The sequence below is a fragment of the Oceanisphaera sp. genome (genome assembly GCF_048268965.1).
Lineage (GTDB): Bacteria > Pseudomonadota > Gammaproteobacteria > Enterobacterales > Aeromonadaceae > Oceanimonas.
Genome location: NZ_JBLWUK010000004.1, coordinates 34,601 through 49,146 on the forward strand (window position 1 = coordinate 34,601; position 14,546 = coordinate 49,146).

Here is a 14,546-nt window from a genome sequence, read left to right on the forward strand (position 1 = left end):
TGGATAGGGTGGTTAGAGGTATGGTGAGTATATAAAAAAAGGCCACCCTGAGGTGGCCTTTTCCAATCGATTGGTGGAGCTGGCGGGATTTGAACCCGCGTCCGAAAAACCTACGTCGTCGGTACTACATGCTTAGTCAGTCATTGAATTCGCCACCTGCTGCGGACAGACACGCCACAGAATGACTAGCCTAAATTAGTTTTAACGCTTCCACCGTCAGGCTCGATTTCCACGCGATTCTGTGAAGGATGACCTTCCAATTCCCTAAGTCACAGACAAGCTAGGGCAGAAGGGCTCTATCAGGTTATTAAGCTGCTAGTGCGTAGTTTTCGTCGTTTGCGACTATTTTTTTGCGATTTTTTAACGAGGCCTATCGCACCTCGGCATGCACCTAGGAGTTCGAGAATCTCGTCGAATCCAGAATCAGCCCCAAGTAACTTTATGGTATGGCAATTCAGAACAAATCACAAGTGTTAACGATTTTTATGTTTCATCATGCGATCTTTTTCGCGTTTCCAGTCACGTTCTTTGACGTCCTGGCGCTTGTCATGGCTCTTTTTACCTTTTACCAAGCCTATTTCGATTTTTACCCACGACTTGGACCAGTACAGCGCCAGAGGCACGAGCGTATAGCCTTCGCGCTCAATCTGACCGGTGAGACGATCCAGCTCGCGTCGCTTCAGCAGCAGTTTGCGCGAGCGCATGGGATCGCATACTACGTGAGTAGAGGCAACGTTGAGTGGCGTAATGGTGGCGGCAAACAGGAAGGCTTCACCATTGCGCAGGAAAACGTAAGCATCGGCGATGTTGGCTTTGCCCGCCCGCATCGCTTTTACTTCCCATCCTTGTAGTTCAAGTCCAGCTTCAAATTTTTCTTCTACAAAATATTCGTGCCTTGCCTTCTTGTTAAGGGCAATGGTGCTGGAACCGACTTTTTTCTTGGCTTTGTTTTTTGTCATAGTGCATCCATTATACGGGTCCTTCGTTGCCTTGGGAATTACCAAGACGGTAATTGCGTTGTTTTTGTTCAATTTATTATCAGTTGAGCGCGATTGGTACGAACTCGCTGTGCCAGTCGTGAGTCCCGCCGAGATTAGTGTTAAAATAAGGGCGTTTTGCTGCCAGGAGAAGTTATGCCGAGTATTACTCGCAGCGCGTTAGTGATGTTTAGCGCGCAACAAATGTATGAATTGGTAAACGATATCAACTCGTACCCACAGTTTTTGCCTGGTTGTGTCGACAGCCGCGTCGTTTCCGAGTCTGATAATACGATTACAGCCGCGCTAGATGTTTCTAAGGCGGGGATTCGTAAAACCTTTACCACGCGTAATGAGCTGACTCCTTATCACCATATCAGAGTGGAGTTGGTCGACGGTCCTTTCAAGGCCTTGAATGGTGGTTGGACCTTCACCGCGCTGGATGAGGATGCCTGCAAGGTAGAGTTGGAGCTGTATTTCGAGTTTACTTCTCGACTGGTCGAGCTGGCGTTTGGCGGTATCTTCAAAGAGCTGGCCAATGCCATGGTGCATTCGTTTAGTGAGCGGGCAAGAGAGGTGTATGGCCGTGAGTCTTATCCAGGTTGAAGTAGTATACGCGTTACCGAACAAACAAACCGTATTGAGCCTCAAGGTGCCGGCGGATAATCAGGTCCAGCAGGTAATTGAGCAGTCCGGTATTTTGCAGCAGTACCCCGAGATCGATCTGGGCAGCAACATGGTCGGTATTTTTGGACGTCAGGTTAAGCTGAACCAGGTTCTGCGCGATGGAGACAGAATAGAGATCTACCGCCCCCTGCTGGCCGATCCAAAGGAAATTCGCCGCCGTCGTGCCGAGCAGGCAAAAGAAGAAGGGCGTGCAGACAAGGTGACCGGGGGCCGACCCGCTGAAAACCGCACCAAACAAAAATCCTAGTGATGACCATGGCGTTGCCATGGTCATCCGGTTTTATCAAAGGCCCTGGGTAAAGGCGGCAGGAGCTTGATAGTCACCACCGATTGCAATCAGTGCATTGTTACTGAAGTCCAGAACAAGCTGCTTTTGCTCCACCTCACCACGACCGGGCTTGAAGTAATAGAGATAAACCCAGCGGTCATGATTGAAGGTGTCCAGGTTCATGGGGTTTCCTAACAGAAAGCGGACCTGCTCCTGGCTCATGCCCTGGCGGAGTTGCTCGACCTGTTTTTCTTCTATGTAGTTGCCTTGTGGAATGTCCACCTTGTAAACCAGGCTGCAACCGGTTAGAGGAAGAGTAAACAATAAAGGTAAAATCAAGGTTTTGAGTTGCATATGTGCATATATCCTGTGTGACTTGCCGCCATAATAGCGGCTGGCGTCGACCTTGTAAAAGCCGATGCTCACCTATTATTCCGGCTCGGGTGTGGGTTCGAGAGTGGAGCCATATGATGGCAATGGCAATCTGACTCGTTAATGGCGGCGAGGTTCCGTGAAGTGGGGGACTGCCATATTGAGGCGAGTGTTTTATCAACCTTTTTTAACGCTGTAATTTGGGAGCAGCCTATGGCTAAGCACGTTTTTCACTTAGGCATTACCGACGACGATCTGCAAGGTGCCAAACTCGCTATTATACCGGGAGACCCAGAGCGGGTAGCCTGTATTGCCAGCCAACTGAGCAATGCACGACTGCTGGCAAGCCATCGGGAATTTACTTCCTGGCTGGGCGAGCTGGCAGGCAAGGCGGTGGTGGTGTGCTCTACCGGTATTGGTGGTCCTTCTACCTCTATTGCGGTAGAGGAGCTGGCTCAGCTTGGGGTCACGACATTTTTACGCATTGGTACCACGGGAGCCATTCAGCCAGGCATCAATATTGGTGACATGATAGTGACCCAGGGTGCGGTACGCCTGGATGGTGCCAGCCGTCACTTTGCGCCGCTGGCGTTTCCTGCCGTCGCCGATTTTGACTGTAGTTGTGCCTTGGTGGATGCCGCACGAGAGCTGGGGTTGAGTCCGCATGTGGGTATAACGGCGTCGTCGGATACCTTTTATCCGGGGCAGGAGCGTTACGATACCTACAGTGCCCGAGTACCAGGTCACCTGCAGGGCAGCATGAAAGAGTGGCAGGCAATGGGCGTGCTGAATTACGAAATGGAATCGGCCACCTTGTTCACCATGTGTGCCAGCATGGGGCTTAAGGCCGGTTGTGTCGCCGGTGTGATTGTGAACCGTACCCAGCAGGAAACGCCTGACCAAAGCACTCTGCAAGCGGCCGAGCAGCAAGCCATCGAGATCGTCATCGGCGCCGCCCGCCGTTTGGTTTAGAATAACTTGAAATGAGACTGGCCCAGCTGAACACCGGGCCTATCTTGGCGCCTCACGCCTCACGCCTCACGCCTCACGCTTGTCGTTATGCTTCACTCACCAGGAGTTCCCGGGCGTTGGCCAGGGTATTTTCGGTAATCTTGTTGCCGCCCAGCAAGCGGGCCAGTTCCTGCAGTCGACAGTGTTCATCCAGCTCTTGCATGCGGGTTTGAGTGTCATTGTCGGCACTGTCTTTGCTAACAAAGTAATGTTGATGACCATTACCGGCCACCTGGGGCAGGTGGGTGATCACCAATACCTGGGTGGAGTCCCCTAACTGGCGTAACAGCTTGCCGACCACGGCGGCCGTCGGGCCACTGACACCCACGTCGACTTCGTCGAAGATCAGGGTCGGCGTCTCGACCTTTTGTGCCGTAATCACCTGAATGGCGAGACTGATGCGGGATAACTCACCGCCCGATGCGACCTTGGCCAGTGGGCTCATGGGCTGGCCCGGGTTGGTGCACACCAAGAACTCGACCTTGTCGATGCCCAATGGCGAATAACCCGCGGTTTGATCCGCCGTTACTGTCATTTCAAAACGGCCGTGCTCCATGCTGAGTTGACGCATACTGGCGGTAATTTGTTTATTAAGTGATTGTGCATAGCGCTGTCTGCTTTGGCTAAGCCGCTCGGCGGCCAGCAAAAACTGTTCTTTGGCTTGCGCTACTTCTTCTGCCAGCTCCTGCAGGCGGCTGTCGTTGTGATCCATGTCGGCCAGCTGGGTGGCAATGTTTTGATGAAAGTCATGCAACTCGGCAGGCAGAACATGATGTTTGCGTGCCAGCTCCATCACCTTGGCCATGCGTGATTCGACTTCATACAAGCGTTCGGGATCGAGCTCCATTCTGTCCAGGTAGCGGCTCAGCTCACCATGACCTTCTTCCAGCTGGATCAGGCTGCTTTCAAGCATTTCCAGTACCGGCGCCAAACGCGGATCCATCTGGCAAAGCTCGGTCACGATCTTCAACCCATGACGTAACTGCTGCAGGGCATTGCTTTCTTCGCCATCGGCCAGCACATTCATGGCCAGCTGACAGTCATTTAATAATTCGGCGCCGTTGGCCAGTCGAGTATGTTCGGCTTCCAGGGTAGGAAACTCGTCGGCCTCGAGCGCAAGCTCGTCCAGCTCGGCCACCTGATATTCCAGCAACTGGCGTTGTGCCTGCCACTGGGCCTGATCGCTTTGTAATTGTTTGCGCTCATTGGTGAGCAGTCGCCAATGTTGGTAATGTTTGCTCACTGTTTGCATCAACTGATGATGGCCGGCGTAGGCATCGAGCAAGCCGCGCTGATAATCGTTTTTTTGCAAGGCCTGGTGAGCATGTTGGCCATGAATATTAATTAATAGCGCCCCCAGCGATTTCAGCTGAGCCAGCGGCACCGGTGTGCCATTAATATAGCCACGAGAACGCCCCTCGCGGCTCAGGGTACGGCGCAGGATGCATTCGTCTTGTTCGTCCAGCTCTTGTTCGCTTAACCAGGCTTTTACTCGCGGCAGTTTGTCGATACGAAAGCGCGCGCTAATGTCGGCTTTGTCGGCGCCGGGTCTGACGGTATCGGCATCGGCTCGCTCGCCCAGGGCGAGGGCCAGCGCATCGATGGCGATGGACTTTCCGGCACCGGTTTCGCCGGTAATACTGGTCATGCCCGACCGCAAGTCCAACTCAAGAAAAGAGACGATGGCAAAGTTGCTGATGGTGAGCTGAAGCAACATGGTGGAACCCCTGCACAAAATGATACTGTTTATAAAAACAGTATACTGTGGTTTTGTACAGTGGCAAGTTGAAATTACAAGACAAAGGAGGTGAGGGAAAAAAGTGTCTTCCCCTCACTCCTCACTTGTTACGTCTTATCCATCACCCATTCAAAACAGCTTGCTGCCCCAGCCCAGTTTGCTGCGCAAGACTTCAAAGTAGTTATGCCCCCGGGGGTGGAGCAACTTGAGCTTGTGCGGGCTCTTGTTGATATGTATTTCATCACCCGGCTGTACCGTTAGCGACACATGGCCGTCGCAGCTAACCAGCATTTGCCCGGTTTTGTTGTTGGGGGACAGCACCATCTTAACGTGCGAGTCGGCGTCGATAACGATAGGGCGACAACTCAGGGTGTGCGGAAACATGGGGACCAGAGTGATGGCATTCAGATTGGGGGTCAAGATAGGGCCGCCGGCAGACAGCGAGTAGGCCGTCGAGCCGGTGGGCGTGGCGACAATCATGCCATCGGCCCGCTGGCTATACATAAAGTTGCCATTGATATACACCTCAAACTCGATCATGTGGGCTATTTTACCCGGGTGCAACACCGCCTCGTTCATGGCGGAGTTACTGGCTTTCAGCTGGCCATGGCGGTGTACTTGCGCCTCAAGCAGAAAGCGGTGTTCGGCTTGATAGTCACCGGCCAGCAGGCGTTCGAGGGGCTGCTCAAAACTGTCCGGTGACAAGTCGGTCAAAAAACCCAGGTTCCCCCGGTTGACGCCCACCACGGCCACGTCGAACCTGGCCAGCACGCGGGCGGCACCGAGCATATTGCCATCGCCACCTACTACTATGGCCAGGTCTGCTCTTTCGCCCAGCTCAACCATTTCCAACAGTTCAACGTCATCAAGCCCTAGCTGTTCGCCGACGCGACGCTCTATCACCACATTAAGCCCCAAGGCAACAATGTGTTGGTAGAGGGCGACCAGCGTTTGGTTGGCCCCCTCGTGATCGGGTTTGCCAATAAGCGCTATGGTATTAAATTCGGTATCCATCGATATATAGACCTGGCTGAAAGACGAGATAGCAAAGGCGGTCATCCATAATCAGACCGAGTAATGCACCATTCTAATTAACCCTGTGCCCGAGCACCACAGGGTGATCGGGAATCGCAAAAATATTCTCTTGAAATTTGAACCTGCCCCCCCCATATAGGCTGCAAGCTAGCAAATATATAGAGGAAACAACATGGCTGACAAACAACATCAGGCTGATAAAGAGCAGGCCGTCGAGCAAGAGCCGCTGACCACAGACACCCAAGACACCCAGGCCGAGTCATCGGTAGAGAGCGAACAGCCTCAGCAGGATGCGACTTATATCGCCGAGCTGGAGCAACAGCTGGCCGAGGCGACCAGCAATGCCCAGGCGGAAAAAGACAATGCACTGCGTGCGCTGGCCGAAATGGAAAACCTGCGTCGCCGCGCCGCACAGGATGTAGAAAAGGCACAAAAATTTGCACTGGAAAAGTTTGCCAGCGAATTGTTGCCCGTTATCGACAGCCTGGAGCGGGCCCTGGAGCATACCGATAAGGAAAGTGATGCCTTTCAGGCGGTCTATGAAGGCGTAGAGCTGACGCTGAAATCGCTGTTAACCACGGTAGAGAAGTTTGGCGTGTTGCAAATTGACCCAACGGGGACGCCGTTCGATCCGAACAAGCATCAAGCGATGAGCATGGTAGAAAGTGACGAGGTTGCGCCCAACTCTGTGGTGGCCGTCATGATGAAGGGTTACGAGCTGAATGGCCGGATACTGCGTCCTGCCATGGTGATGGTGGCCAAGGGGCCTGCCGTAGACACCCAGGCGTAAAATATCGGCTGTTATTTAAAAAATGTGAGCCATGCCTTGAAAGACGTCGCTGGCAGCCACATATAGAGCTTAAAGCAAAATAAAAACTGCTTACTGTTTAAACCAAGATATTCAGAGAGGATTTTATGGGTAGAATCATCGGCATCGATTTGGGTACCACTAACTCTTGCGTCGCTATTCTGGACGGAGATAATCCACGCGTAATAGAGAACGCCGAGGGTACTCGTACTACTCCTTCTATCATCGCTTATACCGATGATGGCGAAACACTGGTTGGCCAGCCAGCCAAGCGCCAGGCGGTGACCAACCCACACAACACTCTGTTCGCTATCAAGCGTCTGATCGGTCGTCGCTTTGAAGACGAAGAAGTACAGCGTGATATTAAACTCATGCCCTTCAAGATTGTTAAGGCCGACAACGGCGATGCCTGGATAGAAGCCAAAGATAAAAAAATGGCGCCACCACAGGTGTCGGCAGAAGTCCTGAAGAAAATGAAGAAGACCGCCGAAGACTACCTGGGCGAAGCAGTGACCGAGGCGGTAATTACCGTACCTGCCTACTTTAACGATGCACAGCGTCAGGCAACCAAAGACGCCGGTCGTATCGCAGGCCTGGACGTAAAACGCATTATCAACGAGCCAACGGCAGCAGCGTTTGCCTACGGCGTTAACAAGACTCAGGGCGATCGCAAAGTAGCGGTTTACGACCTGGGTGGTGGTACTTTCGATATCTCCATCATCGAAATCGATGACATGGATGGTGAAAAAACCTTCGAAGTACTGGCAACCAATGGTGACACCCACCTGGGTGGTGAAGACTTCGATAACCGTCTGATTGGTTACCTGGTAGACGAGTTCAAGCGTGAACAGGGCTTCGATCTGCGTCAAGACATGCTGGCCCTGCAGCGTTTGAAAGAAGCCGCAGAAAAAGCCAAGTGTGAGCTGTCTTCTGCCCAGCAGACCGAGGTGAACCTGCCTTACATTACTGCCGACGCTACAGGACCCAAGCACCTGAACATCAAGCTGACCCGCGCCAAGCTGGAGTCACTGGTAGACGACATGGTGAAGAAGTCACTGGAGCCGGTGAAAACGGCACTGAAAGACGCCGGTCTGTCCGTATCGGACATCAATGACGTGATCCTGGTCGGTGGTCAGACTCGTATGCCGCTGGTACAAAAAGCCGTTAGCGACTTCTTTGGTCAGGAACCACGTAAAGACGTTAACCCGGATGAAGCCGTTGCCGTGGGTGCAGCCATTCAGGGTGCGGTATTGTCCGGCGACAAAACCGACGTACTGCTGCTGGACGTTACTCCCCTGTCTCTGGGTATCGAGACCATGGGTGGCGTAATGACCGCGCTGATTGAGAAAAACACCACGATTCCAACGCGCAAGTCCCAGACCTTTTCAACCGCAGACGACAACCAGGCAGCGGTGACCATTCATGTGCTGCAGGGTGAGCGCAAGCGCTCCAGCGATAACAAGTCACTGGGTCAGTTCAACCTGGAAGGTATTCGTCCGGCCCCACGCGGCCTGCCACAAATTGAAGTGACCTTCGATTTGGACGCCGACGGTATCTTGCATGTATCTGCGGTCGATAAAGACACGGGTAAAGAGCAGAAGATCACCATCAAGGCCTCTTCCGGTCTGAGCGAAGAAGAAGTCGAAGCCATGGTACGTGCCGCCGAAGCCAACGCCGAGGACGACAAGAAGTTCGAGGAGCTGGTAGGTGCCCGCAACCAGGCTGATGGTTTGGTTCACGCGACTCGCAAGCAACTGGAAGAAGCAGGCGATGCACTGGCTGCCGACGACAAGAGCGCCATTGAAGCGGCGTTGACCGAGCTGGAAACTGCCGCTCGCGGTGAAGACAAGGCCGACATTGAAGCCAAGCAGCAAACGCTGATGGAAGTGTCACAAAAGCTGATGGAAGTGGCACAGGCCAAGGCGCAAGCCGATGCTTCACAAGCTGCCGGTGAGCCAAAAGATGCATCTGCCAAGGCCGATGACGACGTGGTTGATGCCGAGTTTGAAGAAGTTAAAGACGACAAAAAGTAAGTTATACCCAGCGTATTAACGCTGCCAGAGCGGGCGTTGGGATACCAACGCCCGCCTTTGTGTTAACAGGACTCAGGTAAGTACTCAGCCTATGTCAAAACGAGATTATTACGAAGTGCTTGGCGTCTCCAAAGGGGCCGATGAGCGCGAGATAAAGAAAGCCTACAAGCGGATGGCGATGAAGTATCATCCCGACCGTAACAAGACTGACGCTGACGCCGGTGACAAGTTTAAAGAAGCCACCGAGGCGTACGAAGTCCTGACCGATGCGCAAAAGCGTGCCGCCTATGATCAGTTTGGTCACGATGCGGTTAATGGTCAGCAGGGCGGTCATGGCTTTGGCGGTGGCGCCGACTTCGGCGATATTTTTGGTGATGTATTCGGCGATATCTTCGGTGGCGGTCAGCGCCGTCAGCAGCGCTCGGCCCGAGGGTCCGACTTGCGCTATAACATGGAGCTGACGCTGGAAGAAGCCGTGCGGGGCGTGACCAAAGAGATCAAGGTACCGACACTGGTGGGTTGTGATGTCTGTGATGGCAGCGGTGCCAAGGCAGGTACGCAAGCCAGCACTTGCTCTACCTGTCATGGTCATGGCCAGGTGCAGATGCGCCAGGGCTTCTTTACCGTACAGCAGCCTTGTCCGCATTGTCGTGGTAAAGGCAAGACCATTACCGATCCGTGCCACAAGTGTCATGGTGAAGGCCGTTACCAAAAAACCAAGACCCTGTCGGTGAAAATACCTGCGGGTGTGGATACCGGTGATCGCATTCGTCTATCCGGCGAAGGCGAGGCCGGTGAAGCGGGCGCCCCCGCCGGCGACCTGTATGTACAGATGCACGTACGCGACCATGAAATTTTTGTTCGTGACGGCAATAATCTGTATTGCGAAGTGCCGATTGGTTTTACTGCCGCCGCCCTGGGTGGCGAAGTAGAAGTGCCGACGCTGGACGGACGGGTCAAGCTTAAGATACCTCCTGAAACCCAAACCGGACGCATGTTCCGCCTCAAGGGCAAAGGGGTGCGCTCGGCCAGAAACGGCCAAATGGGTGACTTGGTATGCAAGGCGTATATTGAAACGCCGGTAAGCCTGACCGAAGAACAAAAAGAGTTATTACGTCAGTTGGAAGACTCTTGTGGTGGTGTGGCTGCGAACAAGCATCAGCCCAAGACCGAGGGCTTTCTCAAGGGAGTGAAGCGCTTCTTCGACGATTTGACCCGTTAAGCCGGCTGTATTAACCTCGGTTGGCTAGATAGCAGCCCAGCGGCTGACACAAGATGTATACTATGAGCCCTGTGCCGATGTTCGACAGGGCTCTTGTTGTTTTATTGTCTGAAAGGGACTGGGTTTTCATTATGACACAAACTCCTATGACCGTTCGTGGTGCACAGCAACTGCGAGAAGAACTGGAACACCTCAAGTCGGTGTTACGACCGAAAATAATCGCCTCTATCGCCGATGCACGTGAACACGGCGACTTGAAAGAAAACGCCGAGTATCATGCCGCGCGTGAAGAGCAGGGATTTTGTGAGGGGCGGATCCAGGAAATTGAAGCCAAACTCTCCAATGCCCAGGTAATAGACGTGACCCGGATACCCAACAGCGGCAAGGTCATTTTTGGCTCGACGGTGGATTTGTTCAAGGTGGATGACGAAAAAGAAATCACCTATCAAATCGTGGGTGATGACGAGTCGGACATCAAGGCCAACATGATTTCGGTCAACTCGCCGATCGCCCGCGCCTTGATTGGCAAGGAAGTGGACGATGTGGCAGTGGTGAAGACGCCCGGTGGTGAAGTAGAGTACGAAATTATCAAGGTTCAATACCTGTAAGCTCTGCCACGAGCGTAAACCGGTTAGACCATCCAGACAGCAGGCGCTATGGCGCCTGCTGTCTGTTTATTTGCGCTAAAAAGCCGCGAAATACGAAGTCGGACAAGGTAGACTTGTCCGCCGTATCCAGCTCAAAGCAGACTGCCGTCAGCCAGAACTGCGCCCCCTTGTGCTGGCGTACCAGCGTGAGTTGCAGCGGCAGTTGTTGCGCTTGTCCCAGCCTCAGTATCACCTTTTTCTGTGCCGGTCGCCCGGACGATGAGGTAAACAGGGAGCGCAGCGACAGCAGCATCATGCCATTGATAGACAGGTCACGGATTTCGGCGGCCAGCGGTTTCCCGTCCGGCTGCTCCAGCTTGATATTCTGGGGGTGTGGCAGACGCCAGGCACGAGGGTGGCCGCCGTTGGTGATGATATTGGGGGCACTGAGGACAACTTGCTCCTGGCTGGCCACGGGGTGATTCAAGGTGACCGGAAAGCTCAGCTTTATCTGCCCGAGGTCTAGTTTCAGCTCGAGTGCTGTCGCCTGCTCCAGTAATGGCTCTATGTTGGCATCCATCACCAATGGCAGTGTCAGCAGGGTGTTCGGGCTATTGGCCGAGTACTGCTCGTTGATCATGGCGAGCTCTTCGTCGGTCAGGTAAGGGTGACTGGGCATCACAACCCCAATGGCAGATAATAATATCTAAACCATAGCGTAAAGCGGGGCGATGAGGGGAGGAAATAGGGGGGCCAGGGAGCGCTAAAGCAGGCTGTGGCCCTGAGGTTCAGGCGCGGGGCAGGCTGATTTTTTTCTCTTCGCTGGCGCGGTACAGCGTCAGGATGTGGCCGATGCTTTGCACCTTGACGGCACCGGTTTCACGGACGATGGCATCCATGACCAGCGTTTTGACTTCCCTGTCTTCGGCGGCAACCTTGACCTTGATCAGTTCATGAAAATTAAGGGCTAAATCGATCTCGGCCAATACGCCTTCGGTTAGGCCATGCTGGCCCAGCAACACCACCGGCTTAAGGCTGTGGGCCAATCCTTTGAGGTATTGTCTTTGCTTATTAGTCAGGGTCATTGCAAAATGCTTCAGTTAATAGGTTGAAAGGGGACTATTGTACCCCCATCTAGGCTTTAATGGTAATAGCAGAGCGATAATTTAATGACGAAGAAAAAGCGCTCAGCCAGCTCAACGCGCTGGCTTAAAGAGCATTTTGACGACAAATATGTACAACAGGCGCAAAAAAAAGGCCTGCGCTCGCGAGCCGTATTTAAACTTGAAGAACTACAAGGGCGCGACCGTTTGCTGAAGCATGGCATGACGGTCGTGGACCTGGGAGCCGCCCCCGGGGGCTGGAGCCAGTATTCGGTAGAGCAGGTCGGGTTAAAAGGCAAGGTGATTGCCTGTGACCTGTTGCCCATGGACCCGATAGCGGGCGTCGATTTTTTACAGGGGGACTTTCGAGATGAGGAAGTACTCAACGCCCTGTTGGAGAGAGTGGGGGATGACAAGGTCGATGTACTGCTGTCCGATATGGCGCCCAACATGAGTGGCACCCCGGAAGTTGATCAGCCCAGATCCATGTATCTGGTCGAGTTGGCACTGGATATGTGTCGCCAGGTATTGGCGCCCAAGGGCAGTTTTGTTGTAAAAGTGTTTCAGGGGGCCGGCTTCGATGAATTTCTACTGGAAGTGCGCCGGTCCTTTAGTTCGGTAAGGGTAAGAAAACCCGACTCGTCGCGACCACGTTCGCGAGAGGTCTATATTGTAGCTACAGGTTTTAAACTGTAGTACTCTCAGAGTCATAAACTGTCAGCCGGTGAGGTTAGTAATTTGAGTGACATGGCGAAAAATTTGATCCTGTGGTTGGTCATAGCCGTGGTGTTGATGTCGGTATTCCAGAGCTTTAGCCCAAGTGAACCGAGTGGACGCCAGGTGGACTACACCACGTTTGTACAGGAAGTAGGCCAAGGGCAAATTCGTGAAGTACGTATGGACGGTAAAACCGTTAACGGCGTCAAGCGTAACGGTGATCGATTCACGACGATTCTGCCTGCGCAAGACCCGCAGCTGCTGAATGACTTGTTGAATAACAACGTACGGGTGGTGGGTGAAAAGCCTGAAGAGCCCAGTCTGCTGACGTCTATCTTTATCTCATGGTTCCCCATGCTGCTGTTGATCGGTGTGTGGGTGTTCTTCATGCGTCAAATGCAGGGCGGTGGTGGCGGTAAAGGCGCCATGAGCTTTGGCAAGAGCAAGGCGCGTCTGATGGGTGAAGACCAGATCAAGACCACCTTCGCCGATGTAGCCGGCTGTGATGAAGCCAAGGAAGACGTGGCCGAGCTGGTTGACTATCTGCGCGACCCCAGCCATTTCCAGAAACTGGGTGGCCGTATTCCAACCGGTATCTTGCTGGTGGGCCCACCGGGTACCGGTAAAACCCTGCTGGCCAAGGCCATTGCCGGTGAAGCCAAGGTGCCTTTCTTTACCATTTCCGGTTCCGATTTCGTGGAAATGTTCGTGGGTGTGGGTGCGTCTCGTGTGCGTGATATGTTCGAGCAGGCGAAAAAGTCGGCCCCCTGTATTATTTTTATCGATGAAATCGATGCGGTCGGTCGTCAGCGTGGTGCCGGTTTGGGCGGTGGTCATGATGAACGTGAGCAAACCCTGAACCAGATGCTGGTTGAAATGGACGGCTTTGAAGGCAACGAAGGCGTGATCGTGGTGGCGGCAACCAACCGTCCCGACGTACTGGACCCTGCGTTGTTGCGTCCGGGTCGTTTCGACCGTCAGGTGGTGGTCGGCCTGCCCGATGTGCGTGGTCGTGAACAAATTCTGAAAGTACACATGCGCCGCGTCCCCCTGGGTGACGATGTCAAGGCAAGCGTTATCGCTCGAGGAACCCCTGGTTTCAGTGGTGCCGACCTGGCTAACCTGGTAAACGAAGCGGCCTTGTTCGCAGCACGTTCTTCACGCCGAGTGGTGTCGATGGACGAGTTTGAAAAAGCGAAAGATAAAATCATGATGGGCGCCGAACGTCGTTCCATGGTGATGTCCGAGGAAGAAAAGGCCATGACTGCTTATCATGAAGCGGGTCATGCCATTGTAGGCCGAGTCGTGCCCGAGCACGATCCCGTGTACAAGGTCTCTATTATTCCTCGTGGCCGAGCTCTGGGTGTGACCATGTATTTGCCCGAGCGTGATCGTTTCAGCTACAGCAAGCAGCACCTGGAGTCCATGATTTCCAGCCTGTATGGTGGTCGTCTGGCCGAAGAAATTATTTACGGCTTTGAAAAGGTGACCACGGGTGCCTCTAATGACATCGAACGGGCTACTGATATCGCCCACAAGATGGTGACACAGTGGGGCTTGTCCGAAAAACTGGGCCCGCTGCTGTACGCAGAGGAAGAAGGTGAAGTGTTCATGGGACGCTCTGCCGCCAAGGTCAAGCATATGTCGGACGAGACGGCCAATGCCATTGATGCCGAGGTCAGAGAACTCATCGAGCGTAACTTCCAGCGTGCCAAGCAGATACTGATGGACAACATCGATATTCTGCACGCCATGAAAGATGCGCTGATGAAGTACGAGACCATAGATGCCAAGCAAATCGATGATCTGATGGCGCGTCGCCACGTACGGCCACCGGCAGACTGGGTAGAAGATTCTGACGACAAACCCCAGGCTCCAACCGCCAGTACCGGTGACAAGGACGAGTCCAAGGCCAATGAGCCCAAGGCGGGCACACCGGACTTGAACAAGCCCGGTGATGTCACCAACAACTAATATTTTATGATAAA

At 53.5% G+C, this 14,546-nt stretch carries 15 protein-coding genes and 1 other RNA gene; 9 read left to right on the forward strand and 7 right to left on the reverse strand.

What is annotated here, in order from left to right:
* Positions 1-71 precede the first annotated feature (71 nt).
* Together ssrA and smpB are read right to left on the reverse strand one after the other, a co-directional pair.
* Positions 72-431: a transfer-messenger RNA gene (gene ssrA, locus ACN0VL_RS03450) on the reverse strand.
* Positions 432-473: 42 nt separating this feature from the next.
* A complete protein-coding gene (gene smpB / locus ACN0VL_RS03455; RefSeq protein ID WP_417614732.1) occupies positions 474-959 on the reverse strand; it encodes an SsrA-binding protein SmpB in 486 nt (161 codons plus the stop codon).
* Positions 960-1,133: 174 nt separating this feature from the next.
* On the opposite strand from smpB, the gene ACN0VL_RS03460 reads away from it, so the two are divergent.
* Both ACN0VL_RS03460 and ACN0VL_RS03465 read left to right on the forward strand, forming a co-directional pair.
* Entirely contained in the window at positions 1,134-1,583 is a 450-nt protein-coding gene (locus ACN0VL_RS03460; RefSeq protein ID WP_417614733.1) for an SRPBCC family protein, read from the forward strand.
* The gene (locus tag ACN0VL_RS03465) at positions 1,564-1,911 is read left to right on the forward strand and encodes an RnfH family protein (RefSeq protein ID WP_417614734.1); all 348 of its coding nucleotides are present in this window, start codon (positions 1,564-1,566) and stop codon (positions 1,909-1,911) included. The genes ACN0VL_RS03460 and ACN0VL_RS03465 overlap by 20 nt, the downstream gene beginning before the upstream one ends.
* A gap of 36 nt (positions 1,912-1,947) precedes the next feature.
* Here ACN0VL_RS03465 and ACN0VL_RS03470 read toward each other — a convergent pair whose 3' ends face one another.
* On the reverse strand, positions 1,948-2,286 hold the full coding sequence (locus tag ACN0VL_RS03470) for an outer membrane protein assembly factor BamE (RefSeq protein WP_417614847.1): 339 nt from the start codon (positions 2,284-2,286) through the stop codon (positions 1,948-1,950).
* Between the two features lie 231 nt (positions 2,287-2,517).
* On the opposite strand from ACN0VL_RS03470, the gene udp reads away from it, so the two are divergent.
* The gene (gene udp / locus ACN0VL_RS03475; RefSeq protein ID WP_417614735.1) at positions 2,518-3,276 is read left to right on the forward strand and encodes a uridine phosphorylase; all 759 of its coding nucleotides are present in this window, start codon (positions 2,518-2,520) and stop codon (positions 3,274-3,276) included.
* An 85-nt stretch (positions 3,277-3,361) separates the two neighbouring features.
* On the opposite strand, the gene recN is transcribed toward udp, so the two are convergent.
* A complete protein-coding gene (gene recN / locus ACN0VL_RS03480) occupies positions 3,362-5,032 on the reverse strand; it encodes a DNA repair protein RecN (RefSeq protein ID WP_417614736.1) in 1,671 nt (556 codons plus the stop codon).
* Between the two features lie 150 nt (positions 5,033-5,182).
* Positions 5,183-6,067, reverse strand: coding sequence for an NAD(+) kinase (gene nadK / locus ACN0VL_RS03485; protein ID WP_417614737.1), 885 nt, complete (start codon positions 6,065-6,067; stop codon positions 5,183-5,185).
* A 193-nt stretch (positions 6,068-6,260) separates the two neighbouring features.
* Between nadK and grpE the strand changes: the two genes are divergently transcribed.
* The 4 genes from grpE (at position 6,261) to greA (ending at position 10,759) form a co-directional block, all read left to right on the forward strand.
* Entirely contained in the window at positions 6,261-6,878 is a 618-nt protein-coding gene (gene grpE / locus ACN0VL_RS03490; protein WP_417614738.1) for a nucleotide exchange factor GrpE, read from the forward strand.
* Between the two features lie 125 nt (positions 6,879-7,003).
* The gene (dnaK, locus tag ACN0VL_RS03495; RefSeq protein WP_417614739.1) at positions 7,004-8,929 is read left to right on the forward strand and encodes a molecular chaperone DnaK; all 1,926 of its coding nucleotides are present in this window, start codon (positions 7,004-7,006) and stop codon (positions 8,927-8,929) included.
* A 91-nt stretch (positions 8,930-9,020) separates the two neighbouring features.
* Positions 9,021-10,151 carry a molecular chaperone DnaJ gene (dnaJ, locus tag ACN0VL_RS03500; RefSeq protein ID WP_417614740.1) on the forward strand — a complete coding sequence of 377 codons (1,131 nt, stop codon included), beginning with the start codon at positions 9,021-9,023 and terminating at the stop codon, positions 10,149-10,151.
* A 131-nt stretch (positions 10,152-10,282) separates the two neighbouring features.
* The gene (gene greA, locus ACN0VL_RS03505; RefSeq protein WP_417614741.1) at positions 10,283-10,759 is read left to right on the forward strand and encodes a transcription elongation factor GreA; all 477 of its coding nucleotides are present in this window, start codon (positions 10,283-10,285) and stop codon (positions 10,757-10,759) included.
* A 46-nt stretch (positions 10,760-10,805) separates the two neighbouring features.
* Here the strand turns inward: greA and ACN0VL_RS03510 are convergent, their stop codons facing one another.
* Positions 10,806-11,417, reverse strand: coding sequence for a PilZ domain-containing protein (locus ACN0VL_RS03510; RefSeq protein ID WP_417614742.1), 612 nt, complete (start codon positions 11,415-11,417; stop codon positions 10,806-10,808).
* A gap of 109 nt (positions 11,418-11,526) precedes the next feature.
* Positions 11,527-11,823, reverse strand: coding sequence for a ribosome assembly RNA-binding protein YhbY (gene yhbY / locus ACN0VL_RS03515; protein WP_417614743.1), 297 nt, complete (start codon positions 11,821-11,823; stop codon positions 11,527-11,529).
* 84 nt (positions 11,824-11,907) lie between these two features.
* On the opposite strand from yhbY, the gene rlmE reads away from it, so the two are divergent.
* Both rlmE and ftsH read left to right on the forward strand, forming a co-directional pair.
* Positions 11,908-12,537, forward strand: coding sequence for a 23S rRNA (uridine(2552)-2'-O)-methyltransferase RlmE (gene rlmE, locus ACN0VL_RS03520; protein ID WP_417614744.1), 630 nt, complete (start codon positions 11,908-11,910; stop codon positions 12,535-12,537).
* Between the two features lie 42 nt (positions 12,538-12,579).
* Entirely contained in the window at positions 12,580-14,532 is a 1,953-nt protein-coding gene (gene ftsH / locus ACN0VL_RS03525) for an ATP-dependent zinc metalloprotease FtsH (RefSeq protein ID WP_417614745.1), read from the forward strand.
* Positions 14,533-14,546 lie beyond the last annotated feature (14 nt).

What these genes read in the sequence shown, in the direction of transcription:
- ACN0VL_RS03460 (WP_417614733.1), top strand. Translation starts at nt 1,134, where the DNA reads ATGCCGAGTATTACTCGCAGCGCGTTAGTGATGTTTAGCGCGCAACAA.
- rlmE (WP_417614744.1), top strand. Translation starts at nt 11,908, where the DNA reads ATGACGAAGAAAAAGCGCTCAGCCAGCTCAACGCGCTGGCTTAAAGAG.
- nadK (WP_417614737.1), bottom strand. Translation starts at nt 6,067, where the DNA reads ATGGATACCGAATTTAATACCATAGCGCTTATTGGCAAACCCGATCAC.
- smpB (WP_417614732.1), bottom strand. Translation starts at nt 959, where the DNA reads ATGACAAAAAACAAAGCCAAGAAAAAAGTCGGTTCCAGCACCATTGCC.
- ACN0VL_RS03510 (WP_417614742.1), bottom strand. Translation starts at nt 11,417, where the DNA reads ATGCCCAGTCACCCTTACCTGACCGACGAAGAGCTCGCCATGATCAAC.
- yhbY (WP_417614743.1), bottom strand. Translation starts at nt 11,823, where the DNA reads ATGACCCTGACTAATAAGCAAAGACAATACCTCAAAGGATTGGCCCAC.
- greA (WP_417614741.1), top strand. Translation starts at nt 10,283, where the DNA reads ATGACACAAACTCCTATGACCGTTCGTGGTGCACAGCAACTGCGAGAA.
- ACN0VL_RS03470 (WP_417614847.1), bottom strand. Translation starts at nt 2,286, where the DNA reads ATGCAACTCAAAACCTTGATTTTACCTTTATTGTTTACTCTTCCTCTA.
- recN (WP_417614736.1), bottom strand. Translation starts at nt 5,032, where the DNA reads ATGTTGCTTCAGCTCACCATCAGCAACTTTGCCATCGTCTCTTTTCTT.
- udp (WP_417614735.1), top strand. Translation starts at nt 2,518, where the DNA reads ATGGCTAAGCACGTTTTTCACTTAGGCATTACCGACGACGATCTGCAA.
- grpE (WP_417614738.1), top strand. Translation starts at nt 6,261, where the DNA reads ATGGCTGACAAACAACATCAGGCTGATAAAGAGCAGGCCGTCGAGCAA.
- dnaJ (WP_417614740.1), top strand. Translation starts at nt 9,021, where the DNA reads ATGTCAAAACGAGATTATTACGAAGTGCTTGGCGTCTCCAAAGGGGCC.
- dnaK (WP_417614739.1), top strand. Translation starts at nt 7,004, where the DNA reads ATGGGTAGAATCATCGGCATCGATTTGGGTACCACTAACTCTTGCGTC.